We start from the raw sequence: 18357 nt of genomic DNA, 5'->3' as shown, positions 1-18357 counted from the left end.
AAAAGAAGAACGAGGAAACCCCAATGCTGGCCCCCTATGCCTGCCATCCAAGTGAAAGCCGCGGACGGCTTTACCCCGAGGACGAAAGCACCTTCCGGTCCTGCTTTCAGCGCGACCGGGACCGGATCATTCACGCCAGCGCGTTCCGGCGTCTGAAGCATAAAACCCAAGTGTTTATCGAGCATGAGGGGGATTATTTCCGCACGCGGCTGACCCATTCGATCGAGGTGGCGCAAGTGGCGCGGACGATTGCCGGCGTGTTGGGGTTGAACGAGGAGCTGACCGAGGCCGTCGCCTTGGCGCATGATCTGGGCCACACACCGTTCGGGCATACGGGCGAGGAGGCGCTGGATGCGTTGATGGCGCCCTATGGCGGGTTTGATCATAACGCGCAGGCGCTGAAGATCGTGACCTCGCTGGAGCGTCACTATGCCGAATGGGACGGGTTGAACCTGACATGGGAGACGCTGGAAGGGATCGCCAAGCATAACGGGCCGGTGACCGGCGATTTGCCGTTTGCGTTGACTGAATACTCCGCACGGCATGATCTGGAACTGGGCACCTATGCCAGCGCCGAGGCGCAAGTGGCGGCTTTGGCGGATGACATCGCCTATAACAACCACGACCTGCATGACGGGCTACGGGCGGAATTGTTCTCGACGGATGAATTAGCAGAATTGCCCTTGGTTGGTCCGTGTTTTGCACGGGTGGACGAGTTGTATCCTGGGCTGAATTATTATCGCCGCCGTCACGAAGCGTTGCGCCGGTTCTTTGGCGTGCTGGTCGAGGATGTGATTGCCGTGGCGAAAGCGCGGTTGGGCGCGTTGGAGCCGACATCCGTGGCGGATATTCGCGGGGCAGGGCGCGCGATGGTGCAGTTCTCGCCGGATGTGTGGGCTCAGTTGAAAGTGATCCGCGAATTCCTGTTCACCCGCATGTACCGCGCGCCTGCCGTGGTGGAAATGCGCGTGCAGGTGACCCGGGTGGTGGATGAGTTGTTCCCGTTGTTTATGACACAGACGGATTTGCTGCCCAAGCAGTGGCGCAAGGATGTGGAAGACGCGGACGGCGAGACCGCATTGGCGCGGATCGTGGCGGATTACATTGCGGGGATGACGGATCGCTTTGCGTTGCAAGAGCATGAGCGGCTGATTGGCGGGGTGGCTGCCGACAGTTATGTGGTGGAGCGCGAGTAGCCAAAATGGGCGCTGCGCGCACTCTTTTGTTTGATGGGGGCGCTGCCCCCAAACCCCCGAGGTATTTTTGAAGCAATGATGGGGTGGACCGCGCATCTAGGCGTGGTAAACCGCGCGGGACTAATGAGGTAAGACGATGAACCTGTTTTCTGACATTCGCACCGTTGTGATTGCATCGCTAGAGGCCATGGTGGCTGAGGGCTTGCTGCCTGAGGGCTTGGATTTTGCCAATGTGGCAGTCGAGCCGCCGCGCGACGCGGCACATGGCGACATGGCGACCAACGCCGCGATGGTGCTGGCGAAACCCGCCAAGAAAAACCCGCGCGAGATTGCGGAAGCCTTGGCGGGCAAGCTGATGGCTGACGCCCGTGTGGCTTTGGCGGAAGTGGCCGGGCCGGGGTTCTTGAACTTGCGCTTGGAGACCGGCGTTTGGGCCGATGTGGTTCAGGGCGCACTCGATAGCGGGACGGCTTTCGGGCGCTCCGAGTTGGGGGCGGGCCGGAAGGTGAATGTGGAATATGTCTCCGCCAACCCGACAGGGCCTTTGCATGTGGGCCACACCCGTGGCGCGGTTTTCGGGGACGCGCTGGCGTCCTTGCTGGACTACGCGGGCTACGATGTGACGCGCGAGTACTACATCAATGATGGCGGCGCGCAGGTCGATGTCTTGGCGCGGTCTGTCTATTTGCGCTATCTGGAAGCGCATGGCCAAGAGGTGGCGTTCGAGGACGGCACCTATCCCGGCGATTATCTGGTCAAGGTTGGCGAGGACCTGAAAGCCAAGGTGGGTAACGCCTATGTGGGCAAGGGTGAGCAGGTCTGGCTGGAAGACATCCGTGAGTTTTCCACCGACGCGATGATGGAGCTGATCCGCGCTGATCTGGCGGCTTTGGGCGTCGAGATGGACGTGTTTTACTCGGAAAAGTCGCTTTATGGCACAGGCCAGATCGAGGCGGCGATTGCTGATCTCAAAGGCAAGGACCTGATTTATCGTGGCACGCTGGAGCCGCCCAAGGGCAAGGTGCCGGAAGATTGGGAGCCGCGCGAACAGATGCTGTTCCGCTCCACCGCGCATGGGGATGATGTGGATCGCCCGATCCAGAAGTCGGACGGGGCATGGACCTATTTCGCACCTGATATCGCCTATCACTATGACAAGGTGCAACGCGGCTTTGACGAGCTGATCGACGTGTTTGGTGCGGATCACGGCGGCTATGTGAAGCGGATGAAGGCAGCGGTCTCGGCACTGTCGGACGGGCGCGTGTCGCTGGATATCAAGCTGACGCAACTGGTGCGCCTGTTCAAAAATGGCGAGCCGTTCAAGATGTCGAAACGGGCCGGAACCTTTGTCACCTTGCGCGATGTGGTCGACCTGGTGGGTGCGGATGTGACGCGCTTCGTGATGCTGACCCGCAAACAAGACGCGCCGTTGGATTTCGACTTCGCCAAAGTGTTGGAACAATCGAAAGATAACCCCGTTTTCTATGTGCAATATGCGCACGCGCGGGTGTGTTCGGTGCTGCGCAAGGCGCAGGCCGAAGGCTGGGATGTGTCCGACGCGGCGCTGGCCAAGGTGGACCTGTCGGGCAACACCCATGAGGCCGAATTGAAGCTGGCGACGAAGCTGGCGGAATGGCCGCGTTTGGTGGAGATAGCGGCCCGTACCAACGAGCCGCACCGCATCGCGTTCTACCTCTATGAGTTGGCCGGAGAGCTGCATGCGCTGTGGAACCGGGGCAACGATGTGCCTGAACTGCGCTTTTTGCAGGACAGTGAAAGCGCGAGTTTGCCAAAAATCGCCCTCGCACGTGCCACGGCGATTGTTATTTCCGCAGGTCTTGGTATTCTAGGTGTAGCTCCTGCCGAAGAGATGCGCTGACGTTTAATGATCCGCGCCCGGTTCAGGAGCCACGAGCAGGCTTAAAGACAGACCACCCGAAATCAATTCGGGGGCGGAGAGGCGAGTATGGCAGATCTGGAATTCGGCGCGTTTGAGGCGCCTGCGACCCCGCAACAAGGGGGTTTTTCGCGTATGATGAACCTCGTGGGCGCTGGCAGCTCCGTGGTATTGGTGCTTGGGTTGGCCGTCTGGGGCTATCAATTGACCGTGCGCGACGTCACCGATGTGCCTGTGATCCGGGCACTGGAAGGACCGGCCCGTGTGCAGCCCGCTGATCCTGGTGGCCAGTTGGCGCAACATACTGGTTTGGCTGTAAATTCCGTGCAATCCGAAGGCGAAGCCGAGGGGCCGACACCGCAAGTGATCCTTGCGCCGGAGCCGATTGACCTATCGCAGGAAGACGCGATTGTTGCGCCGTCGAGTGAGATTGAGGTCGAAGCCGAGGGTGTGGTCGAGGAAGCCGTTGGCACTGTTGTGTCACTCAATACCGAAATCAACACGGATGACGCCGTTGCGGAAGCGTTGGCATTGGTGGATCGGGTGTCCGAAGGGGTTGAGCCGCTGGACAACGCGCCCCCCACCGAAGACCTTGCGCGCCCGATCCTTGATCCCAAAGTTCCGGGTGTGAAACGTTCGCCCGTCCCAACACGCAAGCCAAAGGTCGATCTGGCCGCGCTGCAAGCACAGGCCGCGGCAGCTTCAGCCGCATCGGCGGTTGGGGGCGACGCGACGCAAGATGTCGACCCTGCAAGCATCGCCTCGGGAACCCGGTTGGTGCAGTTGGGCGCGTTTGACGATGCCAAGACCGCACGTGCGGAATGGGATAAGATCGCCGCACGGTTCGAAGATTACATCGAGGGCAAGTCGCGCGTCATACAGGAAGCCACCTCGGGCGGACGAAAATTCTATCGCCTGCGCGCGGTCGGTTTCGATGATTTGAATGCCTCCCGACGCTTTTGTGCAGTTTTGGTCGCAGGGAAAGCCGCCTGTATCCCCGTATTGGCCCGCTAAGAGGCTGTATGTTCGTATTGTGCAAGGGCACAGGACGCGCAAAGTTTAAGAGGTGACTGCAATGCCCTCAGGCGCATATATTTTTGGCTGCGAGGGGCTAAGGCTCTCTGAGGTGGAACGTCGGTTTTTTGCAAGTGTAAATCCTTGGGGATTCATCCTTTTCGCCCGAAATGTCGAAGATCGCGCCCAACTATCGGCGCTTACATCGGAGTTGAGGGCAGCGGTTGGATGGAATGCCCCGATCCTTATCGACCAAGAAGGCGGCCGTGTTCAAAGGATGCGCGCGCCGGTATGGCGGGAATACCCGCCAGCTTTGGATCAGATGGCAATGGCAGGAAAAAATGCGGCGCGGGCGATGTATCTGCGCAACCGGATGATCGCGGAAGAGTTGTTTGAGGTCGGTATCGACGTGAATTGCGCGCCACTGGCGGACGTAGTTTGGCCCGAAAGCCACCCTGTCTTGCGCAATCGCTGCTACGGCTCGGATGTTGATACAGTGGTGGAGATGTGCCTTGCAGCAGAACTTGGCTTGCTGGATGGTGGTGTGCTTCCGGTCCTGAAACACATTCCGGGCTATGGCCGCGCGGTGGTCGACGGGCATAAGGAATTGCCGAGGGTCGATGTGCCGCGCGATGAATTGGACGCGCTGGACTTTGAGCCGTTTAGACGCCTGACCCATATGGCGATGGGTATGACGGCGCATATTGTGTTCCCGTGCATCGATGACTTGCCGGCCACGACTTCGCCCAAGGCGATGACTATGATCCGCGAGGATATCGGGTTCGACAATCTGATCATGACCGACGATATTTCCATGGAAGCCTTGTCGGGCACCGTTGCCGAGCGCGCGCGCGCGTCGCTGGATGCAGGCTGCGATGTCGCGTTGCATTGTAACGGCAACATGGCAGAAATGCAGGCGGTCGCAGATGCCTGCGGGCCGATGACCAGGGCTGGGCGAGAGCGGGCGGAGCGGGCGCTAAAACACCGCAAAAACCCAACAGATATTGACATTTCGGCGCTCGAAGCGGAGTTTCGCACCCTAGTTGCAGGGTAGCGTATGAGCGAGCAGGATCAGACCGAGAACCAGTGGACTGAGGGCACCGTCGAGGCGCGCTTGGCGGCGGAGGCGTTGATCGTCGACGTTGATGGTTTTGAAGGGCCGCTTGACCTGCTTCTGACACTCTCGCGTACTCAAAAAGTGGACCTGCGCAAGATATCCATCCTGCATCTGGCCGAACAGTATTTGGTCTTCATTGAGCAAGCCAAGGCGCTGCGACTGGAATTGGCGGCGGACTACCTAGTGATGGCGGCATGGCTCGCCTTCTTGAAGTCCCGCCTGCTTCTGCCCCCCGATCCGACCGAAGACGGCCCGTCGGGCGAAGAATTGGCTGCGCATCTGGCATTCCAACTGGAGCGTCTGAGCGCGATGCGCGAGGCGTCGGCCAAGCTGATGGCACGCGACCAGATGGGGCGTGATTTCTTTGCCCGTGGCCTGCCTGAAGACGTCACACGGGTGCGTAAGGTGACCTATACGGCGACGTTGCTGGACCTGATGCAAGGCTATGCGCGGATCAAGACCAAGGACGAGTTCCGCCCCTTTGTGATGGACCGCGAGAAAGTGTTCACCATGGAGCAGGCTTTGGACCGGATGCGCAGCCTGATCGGCTATGCGGGTGACTGGTCGGATCTGAATTCGTGGCTGCCGGAGGGCTGGGAAACGGATCCGGTGAAGCGCCGCTCAGCGACAGCAGCGACTTTTGCGGCCTCTCTTGAAATGGTCAAACAGGGTCAGCTGGAATTACGGCAAGGTGACGCCTTTGCCCCGATACAAATTCGCAAGAAGGACAGTTAAATGTCTGAAACAAAAGAAGAGTCACTGTTCGAAGCACCTCCCATGGGCGAACAGGAACGCATGGTAGAGGCAATATTGTTCGCCTCGGTAGAACCCGTGACGATAAAGGAATTGTCGGACCGGATGCCCCATGGCGCCGACCCCGCAGAGGCGTTGGTGTATCTGAAAAAGCGCTATGAGGGGCGCGGCGTGCATTTGGTGCGTGTTGGGGATGCTTGGGCGATGCGCACGGCGGGTGATCTGGGCTTCCTGATGCAAAAAGAAACCGTCGAGACGCGCAAACTGTCGCGTGCGGCGATCGAGACGTTGGCGATCGTGGCCTACCATCAACCGGTGACCCGTGCGGAGATCGAGGAAATTCGCGGCGTGTCGGTGTCGCGCGGGACGGTGGACCAGCTGATCGAGATGGAATGGATCCGGTTTGGCCGCCGTCGCATGACACCCGGGCGTCCTGTGACCTTTGTGGTGACTCAAAACTTCCTTGATCATTTCGGCTTGGAAAATGCGCGTGATTTGCCGGGCTTGAAAGAACTGCGCTCTGCCGGATTGCTGGACAATCGTCCGCTGCCCGGGGCGGCGTTGAACGGCGATGATGAGGATGACGAAGATGAAAGCCCGGAAGGCCAGAACGAGCTTTTCGAGGATTAAGCCTTATCAATCGAGGGGCGTATTAGGAGTGGTGAGATGAACCAGATTATTAACATGGTGATCCGTATGGTGACGCGCCGGTTGATCAATATGGGGATCAACAAGGGCATCGATGTTGCGGCCAAGCGCGGGCAGGGCGGAAAAGACCTGACGCCGGAGCAACGCCAAGCCGCTGGAAAGACCTCTAAACGCGCCAAACAGGCGGTGCGGATGAGCCGCCGGATCGGGCGGTTCTAAACCCCTCATTTACTTGCGAATTTGGCTGGACCCTCTGACCATCCGCGCCTAGCGTGACGGCGAAGGAGCTTCCATGCCCATCCCCACAGCGACGCCGATCACGGTCAAACCGTTGAAGCCCCACGGGGACTCCACGCGCGGCATTGCTTACATGGCGGGCGGCATGTTTTTGTTTTCAGCGGTGGATACGCAGGCCAAATTTCTAACCGACAGCTTACACCCGGTCCAGATCGTCTGGTCGCGCCAGCTCGGACTGTTTTTGGGCGTCCTGATCTTAATCGCGTTGCGAGGGGTTTCTGTACTGCACACCCGAAAGCCCCTGCTTCAGATCGGTCGCGGGGTTTTGGCGGCGACCTCGGCAACTTTGTTTATCGTTGCAGTGAGTTACGTGCCTTTGGCGGATGCCGTGGCGGTCAGCTTTGTGGCTCCGTTTATCGTCACGTTGATGGGCGCATTGATCTTACGAGAACCGGTCGGCATCCGGCGATGGGTCGCGGTTGTAATCGGGTTTGCGGGAACACTCATCGTCATGCGTCCGGGGATGGGGGTTCTGCATCCCGCGGTTGGTCTGGTGCTCGTTGCGGCGGCGGCTTTCGCATGCAGGCAGGTCTTGTCGCGGGCGTTATCTGGTGCCGATCCGGTGCAAACAACGGTCGCCTATACCGCAATCGTCGGCAGTGCTTTGCTGACCATTCCGCTGCCGTTCGTCTGGCAGACCCCACAGATGGGGTTGGAGATGGTCTTGCTTGTCAGCATCGCGCTTATGGCGGCAGTGGCGGAAGTCTTGGTGATCAAGGCGCTAGAGGTTGCACAAGCTGTGGTGGTCGCGCCGGTGATGTATTCGCTGCTGATCTGGGGCACATTCTACGGCTGGATTGTGTTTGGTGATCTGCCCGATTTGTGGACATGGGTCGGCGCGCTGATCATTGTGGCAACGGGTGTATATACGCTGAACCGCGAGCGGCTGGCGGCAAAACGCACTTAGGCGGGTGCTTTGAAGTGTTTGGACAGCTTTAGGCCTTGGCCTTGGTAGTTTGACTTGATGTCCACGCCATAGAGCTGGGTCGGGACCTCTGACATATGTTCATAGACCAAACGGCCAACGGTTTGGCCGTGTTCCAACACGAATGGCGCCTCGTGACAGCGCACTTCCAGCACCCCGCGTGAGCCTGTGCCGCCTGCGCTAGAGTACCCGAAGCCGGGATCGAAGAAACCCGCGTAGTGGACGCGAAATTCGCCTACCATGGCCAGATAAGGGGCCATTTCAGCTGCGCAATTCGGTGGGATCACAATGCTTTGCTGGCTGACGAGGATATAGAATGCGCCGGGATCAAGGATGATGCGGCCTTCGTTTGTGTGCATCTCCTCCCAATATTCGGACGGGTCGTAATGGGCGAGCTTATCAAGGTCGATCACGCCAGTATGGGGCTTGGCGCGGTAGCCGACCAGGTCACCCTTGGTCGGCTTCAGATCGACGGAAAATCCCAATCCATCGGAGATCACAGCCTCGCCGGACACGACGGGAGAGGCCGCGTGAAGCGTGCGCAACTCATCGTCGTCCATGACGGTTTTGCCAACGCGGAAGATGATCTGGTTCAGCATTTGCCCCCTGCGGGCGACAACAGAAAAAGAGCGGGGGCAGATTTCTGCGTAGAGCGGGCCGACATAGCCCGCAGGCACGCGGTCGAACTCGACGCCGTGGTCGGTGATGACGCGGGTCAGCAGATCTAGACGCCCGATGGAGGATTTGGCGGAAGCGGCGGCGGACATGTCGCGGGGTAGGGCAAGGTGTTCCAGTAGCGGTACTACATAGACGCAGCCTTTTTCCAAAACGGCCCCGTCGGTCAGGTCAATCCGGTGCATGGTGAAATCTTTGAGGCGACGCTCCACGGGATGATCGCGGCCCGTCAGGAACGACGCGCGGACGCGGTAGGCGTGGGTGCCTAGGCGCAAATCAAGAGAGGCAGGCTGGATTTGACCGTCGGTGATCGGCTCTTCGGCAGTGATGGCACCTGATGCTATCATCGCCTGCATCTGATGATCGGCGAGCACGCCCCGATTGAACTCTGACATCATCGTCCCCCTGAATACACGAAACGCCCGGCGCTTGAGCACACGGGCGTTTTGTTATTGGTCGGGCTAGCAGGACTCGAACCTGCGACCTTCCGTCCCCCAGACGGACGCGCTACCAGGCTGCGCCATAGCCCGACTAATGGCGTCATGTCATAGCCAAATTCCAAGCGGTGGCAAGGGCTTTGGCCAGAATATTGCGGGGCCGAAGGAAACATCGCGGCGCACAGCCGCCTATTGGCCGGACAGATCGCGAGCAAGCCGGTCGCGCAGCGCTTGCAGGCGCGCAACATGCGGTGCCAGCCCCTGAGCGCTGAGCCTGTCGGATCGGGTGCTGCGCAGCTTTCGTTTCAAAGCTTGAGCTGCCAACTGCGCCTCGGAGAGCTTGAAGTTCTCCAGCACAGCCTCGGGCGAGGGGGTGTCCGGCGCGGCTTGGGGTGGCGTCTGCTCGGCTGGGGCCTCGTCAGCTTGTGCGAGTTTAGCTGCAACCGGTTCAACCTTCTCCACTGCAACATCAGTATCGTCGGGTTCAGCCTGTGGCTGCTCGTCGTCCGGCTCTGGCGTGGTCGCGATCTCTGGCTCAGAGTCTGTACGTGCTGGCAGCTCCACGATGTTATCGCCCCCGACTTGCGGCTCTTCTTCCACATCGATGAAGGGGGCCTCCGGGGCATCTTCCGCGTCGACTTCTGGCTCAGAAGTCTTGGTGTCACCTTGCGCCGCGGGAGCGTCGAGTTCCAGCGGAGCGCGTTCGGTTGGGGTTTTTGTCTCTTCCTTGGCGTCGGCCTCCCACGCTGCAACGGCTTCCTGTTCTTCCGCAGGGGCTGTTTCTTCGGGAGCCGTTTCCTCGACTGCGTCTTCGATATCGGGCATCGCAGCTTTGCGTTGTAGAGTGCGCGGGGATGCGGCCTCGTCCACATTATCGAGAGATTGCGAAATGGCACTGACGGCTTTGATCCCGTCCTCTTTGAGCATTTTCTGCACGCCGCGAATGGTCATGCCGTCGTCATGCAGCAACTTCTTGATGCCGCCGATCAGCAGCATGTCGTCGGGGCGGTAATAGCGGCGGCCACCGGCGCGTTTCACCGGTTTGATCTGACTAAACTTGCTTTCCCAAAAGCGCAGCACATGTGCGGGCACATCCAGCCAGTCGGCCACTTCGGAAATGGTGCGGAACGCATCGCGGGCTTTGGTCGCCATAAAATCAGACCTTTCTTATCGGCGGGTCAGGCCTTGTTGCCCGACGCCACGCGGTCCTTCATCAGGTGCGACGGACGGAATGTCAGCACGCGGCGGGGATGGATCGGAACCTCTTCGCCGGTCTTGGGGTTGCGGCCGACCCGAGCGGACTTTTCGCGGACCGAGAATGTGCCGAAAGACGAGATCTTGACCTGCTGGCCAGTGACGAGCGCGTCGGACATGTGCTTAAGCACGCTTTCGACCAAATCGGCGCTTTCATTGCGCGACAGGCCGACCTCTCGGAACACGGCTTCGCTTAAATCCATGCGGGTCAATGTTTTGGCAGTCATGTCGTCCCCCTTGTCATTGTTTTCAAGACGATAGGCTTGGGGGAATTTCCGAGTCAATATCAAGGGCTTGGATTGCGCGCTTTATGCGCCGTTTGAGCGGGTTTTCACGCCTTAGAGGCGCAAAACCACGGCACCCCACGCCAAACCGCCACCAATAGCCTCCATAACCAACAGTTGACCGGGGACGAATTTGCCCTGTGACTTGGCGACGGACAGGGCCAAGGGAATCGATGCGGCGGAGGTATTTCCGTGGTCTTGTACGGTCACAACGACCCGATCCATGGGGATATTCATCTTGGTTGCGGTCGCCTTGATGATGCGCAGGTTTGCCTGATGCGGCACGACCCAGTCGATGTTTGCTTCGCTTAATCCAGCCTTCTCCAGCGCGGTTTCGGCCGTCTTCGCCAGCTTTTCGACGGCGTGGCGGAAGACTTCCTTGCCCTGCATCACCAGCACGCCAGTGGTTTGGGTCTTGGAGACGCCACCATCGACATAAAGCAGGTCGCGATAGGTGCCGTCAGAGTTCAGGTCGGTGGCGAGGATTCCTGCATCTTGCGGGGTCCCATCGCCCTCGGCGGCTTCCAGAACCACGGCACCGGCACCGTCGCCGAACAACACGCAAGTGGTGCGATCTTCCCAGTTCATGATGCGCGAGAAGGTCTCGGCGCCGATGACCAACACTCGTTTGGCTTGACCGGATTTGATCAGCGCGTCGGCGTTGGACATGGCGAACACGAAGCCCGCGCAGACGGCTTGGACGTCGAAGGCAAAGCCGCTTTTCATGCCCAGATTGCCCTGAACCATGGTCGCGACGGAGGGGAAAGTTGTATCGGGGGTCGAGGTGGCGACGACGATCGCGTCGAGTGTTTCGGCCTCCATGCCCGCATCTGCAAGGGCTGCGCGCGCGGCATCGGTGGCCAAATCGGAGGTTGTTTGCCCTTCGGCGGCGAAATGACGGCGCTCAATGCCCGAGCGGGACTTGATCCATGCGTCGGTCGTTTCCATCCAAGTCTCAAACTCGGCGTTTTCGACGACGCGTTCGGGCAGGGCGTGGCCCATGCCACGCAAAACGGAACGGATCATGCTCATGTGCTGGATTTGCCCTTTGTCGCATCTGGCTTTGTGGAAGCTGGTTCTGCAGATTGGCCCGCTTCGGAAATGGATGCAACCCGCGCTGCCAGCTTCTCACCGAATCCTGATTGCGCCAGTTGCACCGCCAGTTTGATTGCCGCCGAGACGCCAGTGGCATCGGCTGATCCGTGGGATTTTACCACGGTGCCATTGAGGCCCAGGAAAACCCCGCCATTCGCCTGACGCGGGTCGATACGGTTTTTAAGCCGTTGCAAGGCCGGATAGGCCAGCAAGGCTGCGAAGCGCGAGAAGAGTGAATGTTGGAACGACTCACGCATCCTGCCGGAAATCAGGTTTGCGGTGCCTTCGGCGGTTTTGAGGGCCACGTTGCCTGTAAACCCATCGGTCACGATCACATCGACACGGTCGGACGGGATGTCTCCACCTTCGATGAAGCCGACATATTCGAAATCATTGTATTTCGCGGCGGCTTCGATCATCTCATGGGCGACTTTAAGCTCTGCGCGGCCTTTGTGTTCCTCGGTGCCGACATTCAGCAGTCCGATGCGGGGGCGGGCAAGGCCGAAGCCGTTGCGGGCATAGCTGAGACCCATCAGGGCATATTGCAGCAGGTCATCCTGATCGGCGCGGATATCTGCGCCCACATCCAGCATCACGTTATAGCCGGACGGGTTGCGTGACGGCCAGAGGCAGGCAATGGCGGGGCGGTTCACGCCGGGCACCTTGCGCAGCCGGATCATGGAAACCGCCATCAGCGCACCGGTATTGCCGCAGCTGACGCAGACGGTGGCGTCGCCCGCGCGCACCGCGTCGATGGCCGACCACATTGACGTGTTCTTGCCATGCCGCATCACGTGGGACGGTTTTTCATGCATGGTGACCACATCATCAGTGTGGCGAATATCGCAGCGGTCAGTGATGCCGCGTTTTGCGATATGCTTTTCCAGCTCGGCGCGGTCGCCATGCACGATAAAGCGAAGATCAGGGTTTATTGCGGCAGACTTTGCCATACCCTCAACGACAACGGCGGGGCCCAAGTCCCCGCCCATAGCGTCAATAGAGATGACTGTGTCAGTTGAACCCACCGGAAGCCTGCCTGTTTGTCGCATTATTGTTGCGACGCAGCCTAGGCTTAAGCGGCGTCGTCGTCCAGATCGACTTCGTTCGCCAGAGCGACAACTTCGCGCTCTGCGTAGTGGCCGCAAGACGGGCAAACGTGGTGTGGGCGTTTCAGCTCACCGCAGTTGCTGCACTCGTTTGGATTCGCAGCCACCAGCGCGTCATGGGCGCGGCGATTGTTGCGGCGCGACTTGGATACTTTATTCTGCTGGACGGCCATGTCTCAACCTTTGGTGTTTAAGGGGCCATCGTTGGCCCGTGTGTCAATGTAGCGTCTGTCGACGGCGTTCCGTGGGCGTCTAACGCCTCAGGTGCGGCACGTCCAGAGCCATAATCTAAAGAAGCGCGGAAAATACCCATTCCGTTGCGTTTGGCAAGAGATTCGCTGCGGTTATACGCAAGGTCAGTTCTTCTTGGGGTTTTCCAGCTTTGACTTCAACGACGCAAGACCAGCGAATGGCTTCACATCCTCATCGGTCAATGGCGCTTTTCCCGGCTCGGTGAAATCGGTTTGATCCAGTGTCGCCCCTTCGACCCTAGGATAGCGGGGCAAAGCCATTGCCAATGCCTCGGCGGCGATTTCAGCAAGGTCTAGTGCATCCGGCAATGGCTCGGAGATGTCATCGCCGTCCATCTCGGCCTCGGCACTTGTCGGGGCTTCCCAGTCAGAAAGGTATTGCCGAAAAACAGGCTCCTCGATGCGAGTGGTCACTGGCTCTAACGTCACAACGCATGGTTGCACTACGGTGACCCCAAGGCGGGCCTGCAATTGCCAGTCTTTTTTTCCGAGTGGTTGGAGCGTGCCTTCAAGGCGCATCTTACGCACGGCGCTCACATCCATCTCGGTCGCAAGCCGTTTCATGGCCTCGGCGTCGGGGGTGTAGCTGATCTGGGTGTCTTTACGGGTGGGGAGATCCGCCAAACGTAGCACGGTTGTCTTGGCCATAGGGGAGCTATCTTTCTTGATCACTTGCGCGTCCTTCTGTAAGTCCTTCTCTAAGCCCTAGGGCCCGAGTAGAGCAAGACACGAACAAAAAACGGGGGTCGCGCATGCGGCACGGTGAGAACAAGCAGGCCTCACGGCTGGTGAAGCTGGTCGCAGCAACGGTGCTGTTGGTTGTTGCAGGCTGCTCGGAGATCATCCGCAACCACGGATATATTCCTGTCGAAGAAGACTTGCAGACCCTAACGGTCGGCGTCGATACGCGCGGAACTGTGGAAGATTTGATTGGCAAGCCATCCTCATCAGGCGTTTTGCGTGGTGGCGACTGGTTCTATGTCGGCAGTAAGATGCGCCACTTCGCGTATAAAAAACCGCAAGAGGTTGATCGCGAGGTCGTCGCGTTGCGCTTTAGCGATGATGATGTGTTGCAAAACGTCGAGCGTTTCGGGCTGGAGAATGGCCGCGTCATCACGCTGTCGCGCCGTGTCACCGAAACGACCGTGCGCGACGTGACCTTCATTCGCCAGATTATCCGCAACTTCGGCCGGATCAACGTGAGCGAGGCTCTGGGCGGCTGATACGCTGCCGCGGCCTTGCGCACGCACGACTATGATACCTATGTGATCAGTAGGGAGCCGCCTCATGTTCGGGGCGTCCGGAGGTCGATGTTATGCCACTGTTAAGCAAAGGCCGCTATGTCGCCCGCTTTGCGGACGGACCTGCCGATGTCGAAGCGGCACAAAGGCTGCGCGCCTTGGCGTTTCGAGACGCCCGCGTGGGGCTGGACAAAGACGCCTTTGACGCGCTTTGCCTGCATATGTTGGTCGAGGATCAGTCTAACGGCGCGCTGGTTTGCAGTTTTCGCCTCATGCCACTCGATAATGGCCGCGGGATTGAGCAAAGCTATTCTGCACAACATTATGGCCTCGCCCAATTGGCGGAATTTGACGGCGCGATGGTGGAGATGGGCCGGTTCTGCGTTCACCCAGACTATGCTGATCCAGATATTCTGCGTGTCGCGTGGGGAGCATTGACCAAATATGTCGACGATGCCGGGATCGAGATGTTGTTTGGTTGCTCGTCGTTCAAAGGCACGTCGGAGGATGCCTATCTGGACGCGTTTTCGCTGTTGAAAGACCGCCATCTGGGGCCCAAACGCTGGCTGCCGCGTGTCAAAGCGCCGTTCGTATTTCCTTTCGCCCGCAAACTTCGACTGCGTCGTCCCGACTTGAAGGCGGCGATGAAAGCCATGCCGCCCTTGCTACGCACCTACCTGCTGATGGGCGGCTGGGTCAGTGATCACGCGGTGGTGGATCGCGACATGAACACGTTGCATGTGTTCACCGGGCTGGAAATCAAGGCCATTCCGCCCGCGCGCAAGAAGCTTTTGCGCGTTGTGGCGGGCTGACCAGTTGACGCCATTGCCGCGACGCCGTAGCGGGTGGTCCCATGGCACGTACACCTCATTTGCAACTCACCGATATATCGCTGACCTTCGGCGGCGATCCCTTGTTTTCAGACCTGAGCCTTGTGGTTCAGCCCGGTGACCGCGTGGCCCTTGTGGGCCGCAACGGGTCGGGCAAGTCGACCTTGATGAAGGTCATGGGCGGGCTGATCGAGCCTGACGCGGGCGCGCGGTTCCTCGCCCCGGGCGTGACCACGGGATATATGCACCAACACCCCGATCTGACGGGATTTGCGACGCTGGGCGATTTCGCGTTGAGCGACATGGACCCGAGCGAGGAATACAAGCTTTTGAGCGCCGCTGAAGGGTTGAAGCTGAACCTTGAGGCCGAGGTCTCTGCGGCCTCCGGCGGGGAACGTCGCCGCGCGGCCTTGGCGAAACTGCTGGCCGAGGCGCCGGAATTGATGCTGCTCGACGAGCCGACCAACCATCTGGATATCGAAGCGATTGCATGGCTTGAGGGGCATCTGTCCTCGACCCGTGCCGCCTTCATCCTGATCTCCCACGACCGCGCTTTTCTGCGCGCGCTGACCCGCGCGACGCTGTGGGTGGATCGCGGACAGGTGCGCCGTCAGGAGACGGGGTTCGACCGTTTCGAGGAATGGCGCGACAAGATGTGGGAAGAGGAAGACCAGCAACGCCACAAACTGAACCGCAAGATCAAGGCGGAGGCCCGCTGGGCTGTCGAAGGCATCTCGGCGCGGCGCAAGCGCAACCAAGGCCGCGTACGGGCATTGCAAGACCTGCGCGCGGAAAAAGCCAGCCAGATCAAACGCCAAGGCTCTGCCGCAATGGCGTTGGAGGCAGGGCCGAAATCCGGCAAACAGGTGTTTGTGATGGAGGACGTCTCCATGGCGTTCGGCGACAAGACCATCGTGAAAAATTTCTCGTTGAAGGTGAACCGCGGTGACCGCATCGCGTTGGTCGGCCCGAACGGCGCGGGTAAAACCACGCTGTTGAAACTGATGACGGGCGAGGTTGCACCGGATAGCGGCACCGTGAAGATGGGCACCAATTTGGAAATGGCCGTGTTCGACCAGAACCGCGACGCGCTGAACCCCGACGATACCTTGTGGTCCGCGATGACCGAAGACCCCTCCACCCGCGTGCGCGGGCAGGGCGATCACGTCATGGTGCGCGGCACGCCGAAACATGTGGTGGGCTACCTGAAGGAATTCCTGTTCGACGAGGCGCAAGCGCGCGCGCCCGTGAAATCCCTGTCAGGCGGCGAGAAAGCGCGGCTGTTGTTGGCGCGGATCATGGCGCGGGAAAGCAACCTGCTGATCCTCGATGAGCCGACCAACGATTTGGACATTGAAACGCTGGATTTGATGCAGGAACTGATCTCGGATTATGACGGCACGGTCATTTTGGTCAGCCACGACCGTGATTTTCTGGACCGTGTGGCCTCGACCACTGTGGCCCTAAAGGACGGCAAGGCGACCGTTTATGCGGGGGGCTGGTCTGACTACAAGTCGCAGGCCACCGAAGGCGGGGACGACACCGTCCTATCCGACAAGCCCGCGCAAACGCGCCGTGAAAAAGGGCGTCAGGCAGCCGAGGAAAAGAAATCCGACGGGGGGCTGTCCTTCACCGAGAAGCACCGCTTGGAGGCATTGCCCGCCGAGATGGAGCGTCTGGAGGCAGAGATTGCCAAACTGGTCGAGTTCCTGTCTGATCCGAACCTGTTCACCGACCATCCGGCCAAATTCCAAAAGGCCACGGATGCGCTGGTCGAACGGCAGGCCGTCCTCGACGCCGCCGAAGAAGAATGGATGATGCTGGAAGAAAAGGCAGGATAAATCATGGCGACAGTGACACTTGACGAGATTGAAACCCTAAGTGTCGCGGCCTTGACCCGCCACGGAGCCGCCCCTTGGGTGGCTGCGGAAGTCGCCCGCGCGGTGCGCCGCGCCGAGGAAACGGGCAACGTCATTTGCGGGCTGTATTATCTGGAAAGCTACTGCCTACAACTGGCCTCGGGCCGCGTGAAAGGTGATGTGGAGCCTGTCGTGACGCGCCCGCGCCCCGGATCGGTCAAGGCCGACGCCAAGTTCGGTTTTGCCCAAGCGGCCTTTGCTCGCGCGTTGCCAGAGGCGATTGCCGCGGCCAAGGAAAACGGCACGGCGTCGCTTGCGGTCGCCCATGCGCATACGTGCACCTCGCTGGGGTATTTCACCGAGCAGATTGCCGCGGCGGGACTGGTGGGGATCGGCTTCACCAATGCCTCGCCCGTTGTGGCCCCTCCGGGGGGAAACAAGGCGGTGATCGGCACCAATCCAATGGCCATGACGGTGCCGGGGGCTGACGCTCCGGTGATGCATTTCGACTTTTCCACATCTGCCGTGGCCTTGGGCAAAATCACCATGGCAAAGGCCGCGGGGGAGAGCATTCCTTCGGGTTGGGCCGTGGACGCGGAAGGCCAGCCGACCACCGATCCGGACGCCGCGCTGAAAGGCGCGTTGGTCTCTGCGGGCGGCTATAAGGGCTGGGGTTTTGGCCTGATGGGCGAGGTGATGGCGGCAGCCATGACAGGCTCCGTCAACTCGCTGGATGTCGGTGGGTTAAAGCTGGCAGACGGCCCGCCGCACGGGCTGGGGCAGTTCTATCTGCTGCTTGATCCGGGAACTTATACGGAGGCTTTCGACGCGCGCGTGGTGCGTGTTGTTGATGCCGTGGCAGAGCAGCCCGGCGCGCGCATCCCCGGGGCATCACGCGCGGAGGCGACGGTGGTTCAAGTCGGGGACGAGCTTTGGGGCAAGCTGTCAAAGCTCGGCTAAGCGCGGCCTGTTATCTGGGTCAGAAAAACGCCGGCTGCCATGACTGCGATACCTGTCGCCCGCGTCAGCGTGAGTGGCGTTTGGAGCGCGCCGAACAAGCCGAAATGGTCGATTAGCGCGGCAGAGATAAGCTGGCCCAGCAGCACAAAAAACACCGCGTTGCCGATGCCGAAATGCGGCGCGATATAGGTGATGGTCAACACGTAGAATGCGATGAGCACACCTGCGAAGAGCAGGTGTTTGGGGGCGGTGGCGACCTTGGCAATAGCTGCAGGGCCTGTGATCAGGACCACCACAAGCGCGCTTAAAAATGCCACCGCGAACAGCACGACGGATGCCGCGGCAGGTGCGCCGATAGTGCGCCCCAAGCTGGCGTTCAGCGCCGCAAGCACGGGGATGCCGATACCGGCGGCGAGCATGATGATAGCGTAGGATGTGTTGCTCACGAGCGGAGCCTCCGGCGGGAATATTTGTGCCAAAGTGAAGCATGGGCGCTGGAGTGGGGCAAGCCGACATTA

At 59.9% G+C, this 18357-nt stretch carries 19 protein-coding genes, 1 tRNA gene and 1 pseudogene; 12 read left to right on the top strand and 9 right to left on the bottom strand.

The window, feature by feature from the left end; genetic code table 11:
- Positions 1-23: 23 nt before the first annotated feature.
- The 8 genes from BCF46_RS05625 (at position 24) to BCF46_RS05590 (ending at position 7829) form a co-directional block, all read left to right on the top strand.
- On the top strand, positions 24-1196 hold the full coding sequence (locus BCF46_RS05625) for a deoxyguanosinetriphosphate triphosphohydrolase (RefSeq protein ID WP_121022613.1): 1173 nt from the start codon (positions 24-26) through the stop codon (positions 1194-1196).
- 136 nt (positions 1197-1332) lie between these two features.
- The gene (gene argS / locus BCF46_RS05620; protein WP_121022611.1) at positions 1333-3075 is read left to right on the top strand and encodes an arginine--tRNA ligase; all 1743 of its coding nucleotides are present in this window, start codon (positions 1333-1335) and stop codon (positions 3073-3075) included.
- Between the two features lie 87 nt (positions 3076-3162).
- Positions 3163-4107, top strand: a complete 945-nt coding sequence (locus BCF46_RS05615) for an SPOR domain-containing protein (RefSeq protein WP_121022609.1) — start codon at positions 3163-3165, stop codon at positions 4105-4107.
- A 61-nt stretch (positions 4108-4168) separates the two neighbouring features.
- Complete coding sequence (locus tag BCF46_RS05610) at positions 4169-5161, top strand: glycoside hydrolase family 3 N-terminal domain-containing protein (protein WP_121022607.1); 993 nt, start codon at positions 4169-4171, stop codon at positions 5159-5161.
- 3 nt (positions 5162-5164) lie between these two features.
- Positions 5165-5959 (top strand): segregation and condensation protein A, encoded by a 795-nt coding sequence (locus tag BCF46_RS05605; RefSeq protein ID WP_121022605.1) that lies wholly within the window; start codon positions 5165-5167, stop codon positions 5957-5959.
- Positions 5960-6607 (top strand): SMC-Scp complex subunit ScpB, encoded by a 648-nt coding sequence (gene scpB, locus BCF46_RS05600; RefSeq protein WP_121022603.1) that lies wholly within the window; start codon positions 5960-5962, stop codon positions 6605-6607.
- A 36-nt stretch (positions 6608-6643) separates the two neighbouring features.
- The gene (locus BCF46_RS05595; RefSeq protein ID WP_121022601.1) at positions 6644-6844 is read left to right on the top strand and encodes a hypothetical protein; all 201 of its coding nucleotides are present in this window, start codon (positions 6644-6646) and stop codon (positions 6842-6844) included.
- A 73-nt stretch (positions 6845-6917) separates the two neighbouring features.
- Complete coding sequence (locus BCF46_RS05590; protein WP_245989865.1) at positions 6918-7829, top strand: DMT family transporter; 912 nt, start codon at positions 6918-6920, stop codon at positions 7827-7829.
- Here the strand turns inward: BCF46_RS05590 and BCF46_RS05585 are convergent.
- The 8 genes from BCF46_RS05585 to BCF46_RS05550 all read right to left on the bottom strand — a co-directional run bounded on the left by BCF46_RS05585 (position 7826) and on the right by BCF46_RS05550 (position 13597).
- Positions 7826-8917: a 2'-deoxycytidine 5'-triphosphate deaminase gene (locus BCF46_RS05585; RefSeq protein ID WP_211332778.1), complete on the bottom strand. Its 1092-nt coding sequence runs from the start codon at positions 8915-8917 to the stop codon at positions 7826-7828. The two genes, BCF46_RS05590 and BCF46_RS05585, sit on opposite strands and share 4 nt — an antisense overlap.
- Before the next feature lie 58 nt (positions 8918-8975).
- A tRNA-Pro gene (locus BCF46_RS05580) sits at positions 8976-9052 on the bottom strand.
- Positions 9053-9148: 96 nt separating this feature from the next.
- A complete protein-coding gene (locus tag BCF46_RS05575; protein ID WP_121022598.1) occupies positions 9149-10111 on the bottom strand; it encodes a MerR family transcriptional regulator in 963 nt (320 codons plus the stop codon).
- 26 nt (positions 10112-10137) lie between these two features.
- Positions 10138-10440, bottom strand: coding sequence for an integration host factor subunit alpha (ihfA, locus tag BCF46_RS05570; protein ID WP_121022596.1), 303 nt, complete (start codon positions 10438-10440; stop codon positions 10138-10140).
- Between the two features lie 111 nt (positions 10441-10551).
- Positions 10552-11523 carry a beta-ketoacyl-ACP synthase III gene (locus BCF46_RS05565; protein ID WP_121022594.1) on the bottom strand — a complete coding sequence of 324 codons (972 nt, stop codon included), beginning with the start codon at positions 11521-11523 and terminating at the stop codon, positions 10552-10554.
- Positions 11524-11525: 2 nt separating this feature from the next.
- Positions 11526-12641, bottom strand: coding sequence for a phosphate acyltransferase PlsX (gene plsX / locus BCF46_RS05560; RefSeq protein WP_121022592.1), 1116 nt, complete (start codon positions 12639-12641; stop codon positions 11526-11528).
- 23 nt (positions 12642-12664) lie between these two features.
- Positions 12665-12871 carry a 50S ribosomal protein L32 gene (gene rpmF, locus BCF46_RS05555; RefSeq protein ID WP_073140558.1) on the bottom strand — a complete coding sequence of 69 codons (207 nt, stop codon included), beginning with the start codon at positions 12869-12871 and terminating at the stop codon, positions 12665-12667.
- 183 nt (positions 12872-13054) lie between these two features.
- A complete protein-coding gene (locus BCF46_RS05550) occupies positions 13055-13597 on the bottom strand; it encodes a YceD family protein (protein WP_121022591.1) in 543 nt (180 codons plus the stop codon).
- Positions 13598-13701: 104 nt separating this feature from the next.
- On the opposite strand from BCF46_RS05550, the gene BCF46_RS05545 reads away from it, so the two are divergent.
- The 4 genes from BCF46_RS05545 (at position 13702) to BCF46_RS05530 (ending at position 17839) form a co-directional block, all read left to right on the top strand.
- Positions 13702-14172 carry an outer membrane protein assembly factor BamE gene (locus BCF46_RS05545; RefSeq protein WP_121022589.1) on the top strand — a complete coding sequence of 157 codons (471 nt, stop codon included), beginning with the start codon at positions 13702-13704 and terminating at the stop codon, positions 14170-14172.
- Between the two features lie 92 nt (positions 14173-14264).
- Complete coding sequence (locus BCF46_RS05540) at positions 14265-15002, top strand: GNAT family N-acetyltransferase (RefSeq protein ID WP_121022586.1); 738 nt, start codon at positions 14265-14267, stop codon at positions 15000-15002.
- 41 nt (positions 15003-15043) lie between these two features.
- The gene (locus BCF46_RS05535; protein ID WP_121022584.1) at positions 15044-16861 is read left to right on the top strand and encodes an ABC-F family ATP-binding cassette domain-containing protein; all 1818 of its coding nucleotides are present in this window, start codon (positions 15044-15046) and stop codon (positions 16859-16861) included.
- A 3-nt stretch (positions 16862-16864) separates the two neighbouring features.
- Complete coding sequence (locus tag BCF46_RS05530) at positions 16865-17839, top strand: Ldh family oxidoreductase (protein WP_121022582.1); 975 nt, start codon at positions 16865-16867, stop codon at positions 17837-17839.
- Between the two features lie 32 nt (positions 17840-17871).
- On the opposite strand, the pseudogene BCF46_RS05525 reads toward BCF46_RS05530, so the two are convergent.
- A pseudogene (locus BCF46_RS05525) lies at positions 17872-18258 on the bottom strand (DMT family transporter); the annotation flags it as partial.
- Between the last annotated feature and the right edge of the window lie 99 nt (positions 18259-18357).

Source organism: Litoreibacter meonggei (assembly GCF_003663885.1).
Taxonomy (GTDB): Bacteria; Pseudomonadota; Alphaproteobacteria; order Rhodobacterales; family Rhodobacteraceae; genus Litoreibacter; species Litoreibacter meonggei.
Note: the sequence above shows the minus strand (reverse complement) of the source record. Positions and strands in the feature narration are given on the sequence as shown.

Bases quoted from the DNA above. Each gene is read 5' to 3' on its own strand.
- plsX (WP_121022592.1), bottom strand. From the start codon at position 12,641: ATGCGACAAACAGGCAGGCTTCCGGTGGGTTCAACTGACACAGTCATC.
- BCF46_RS05590 (WP_245989865.1), top strand. From the start codon at position 6,918: ATGCCCATCCCCACAGCGACGCCGATCACGGTCAAACCGTTGAAGCCC.
- ihfA (WP_121022596.1), bottom strand. From the start codon at position 10,440: ATGACTGCCAAAACATTGACCCGCATGGATTTAAGCGAAGCCGTGTTC.
- BCF46_RS05540 (WP_121022586.1), top strand. From the start codon at position 14,265: ATGCCACTGTTAAGCAAAGGCCGCTATGTCGCCCGCTTTGCGGACGGA.
- BCF46_RS05530 (WP_121022582.1), top strand. From the start codon at position 16,865: ATGGCGACAGTGACACTTGACGAGATTGAAACCCTAAGTGTCGCGGCC.
- BCF46_RS05550 (WP_121022591.1), bottom strand. From the start codon at position 13,597: ATGGCCAAGACAACCGTGCTACGTTTGGCGGATCTCCCCACCCGTAAA.
- BCF46_RS05545 (WP_121022589.1), top strand. From the start codon at position 13,702: ATGCGGCACGGTGAGAACAAGCAGGCCTCACGGCTGGTGAAGCTGGTC.
- BCF46_RS05585 (WP_211332778.1), bottom strand. From the start codon at position 8,917: ATGTCAGAGTTCAATCGGGGCGTGCTCGCCGATCATCAGATGCAGGCG.
- BCF46_RS05610 (WP_121022607.1), top strand. From the start codon at position 4,169: ATGCCCTCAGGCGCATATATTTTTGGCTGCGAGGGGCTAAGGCTCTCT.
- BCF46_RS05575 (WP_121022598.1), bottom strand. From the start codon at position 10,111: ATGGCGACCAAAGCCCGCGATGCGTTCCGCACCATTTCCGAAGTGGCC.
- scpB (WP_121022603.1), top strand. From the start codon at position 5,960: ATGTCTGAAACAAAAGAAGAGTCACTGTTCGAAGCACCTCCCATGGGC.
- BCF46_RS05595 (WP_121022601.1), top strand. From the start codon at position 6,644: ATGAACCAGATTATTAACATGGTGATCCGTATGGTGACGCGCCGGTTG.
- BCF46_RS05625 (WP_121022613.1), top strand. From the start codon at position 24: ATGCTGGCCCCCTATGCCTGCCATCCAAGTGAAAGCCGCGGACGGCTT.
- rpmF (WP_073140558.1), bottom strand. From the start codon at position 12,871: ATGGCCGTCCAGCAGAATAAAGTATCCAAGTCGCGCCGCAACAATCGC.
- BCF46_RS05565 (WP_121022594.1), bottom strand. From the start codon at position 11,523: ATGATCCGTTCCGTTTTGCGTGGCATGGGCCACGCCCTGCCCGAACGC.
- BCF46_RS05535 (WP_121022584.1), top strand. From the start codon at position 15,044: ATGGCACGTACACCTCATTTGCAACTCACCGATATATCGCTGACCTTC.
- BCF46_RS05605 (WP_121022605.1), top strand. From the start codon at position 5,165: ATGAGCGAGCAGGATCAGACCGAGAACCAGTGGACTGAGGGCACCGTC.
- argS (WP_121022611.1), top strand. From the start codon at position 1,333: ATGAACCTGTTTTCTGACATTCGCACCGTTGTGATTGCATCGCTAGAG.
- BCF46_RS05615 (WP_121022609.1), top strand. From the start codon at position 3,163: ATGGCAGATCTGGAATTCGGCGCGTTTGAGGCGCCTGCGACCCCGCAA.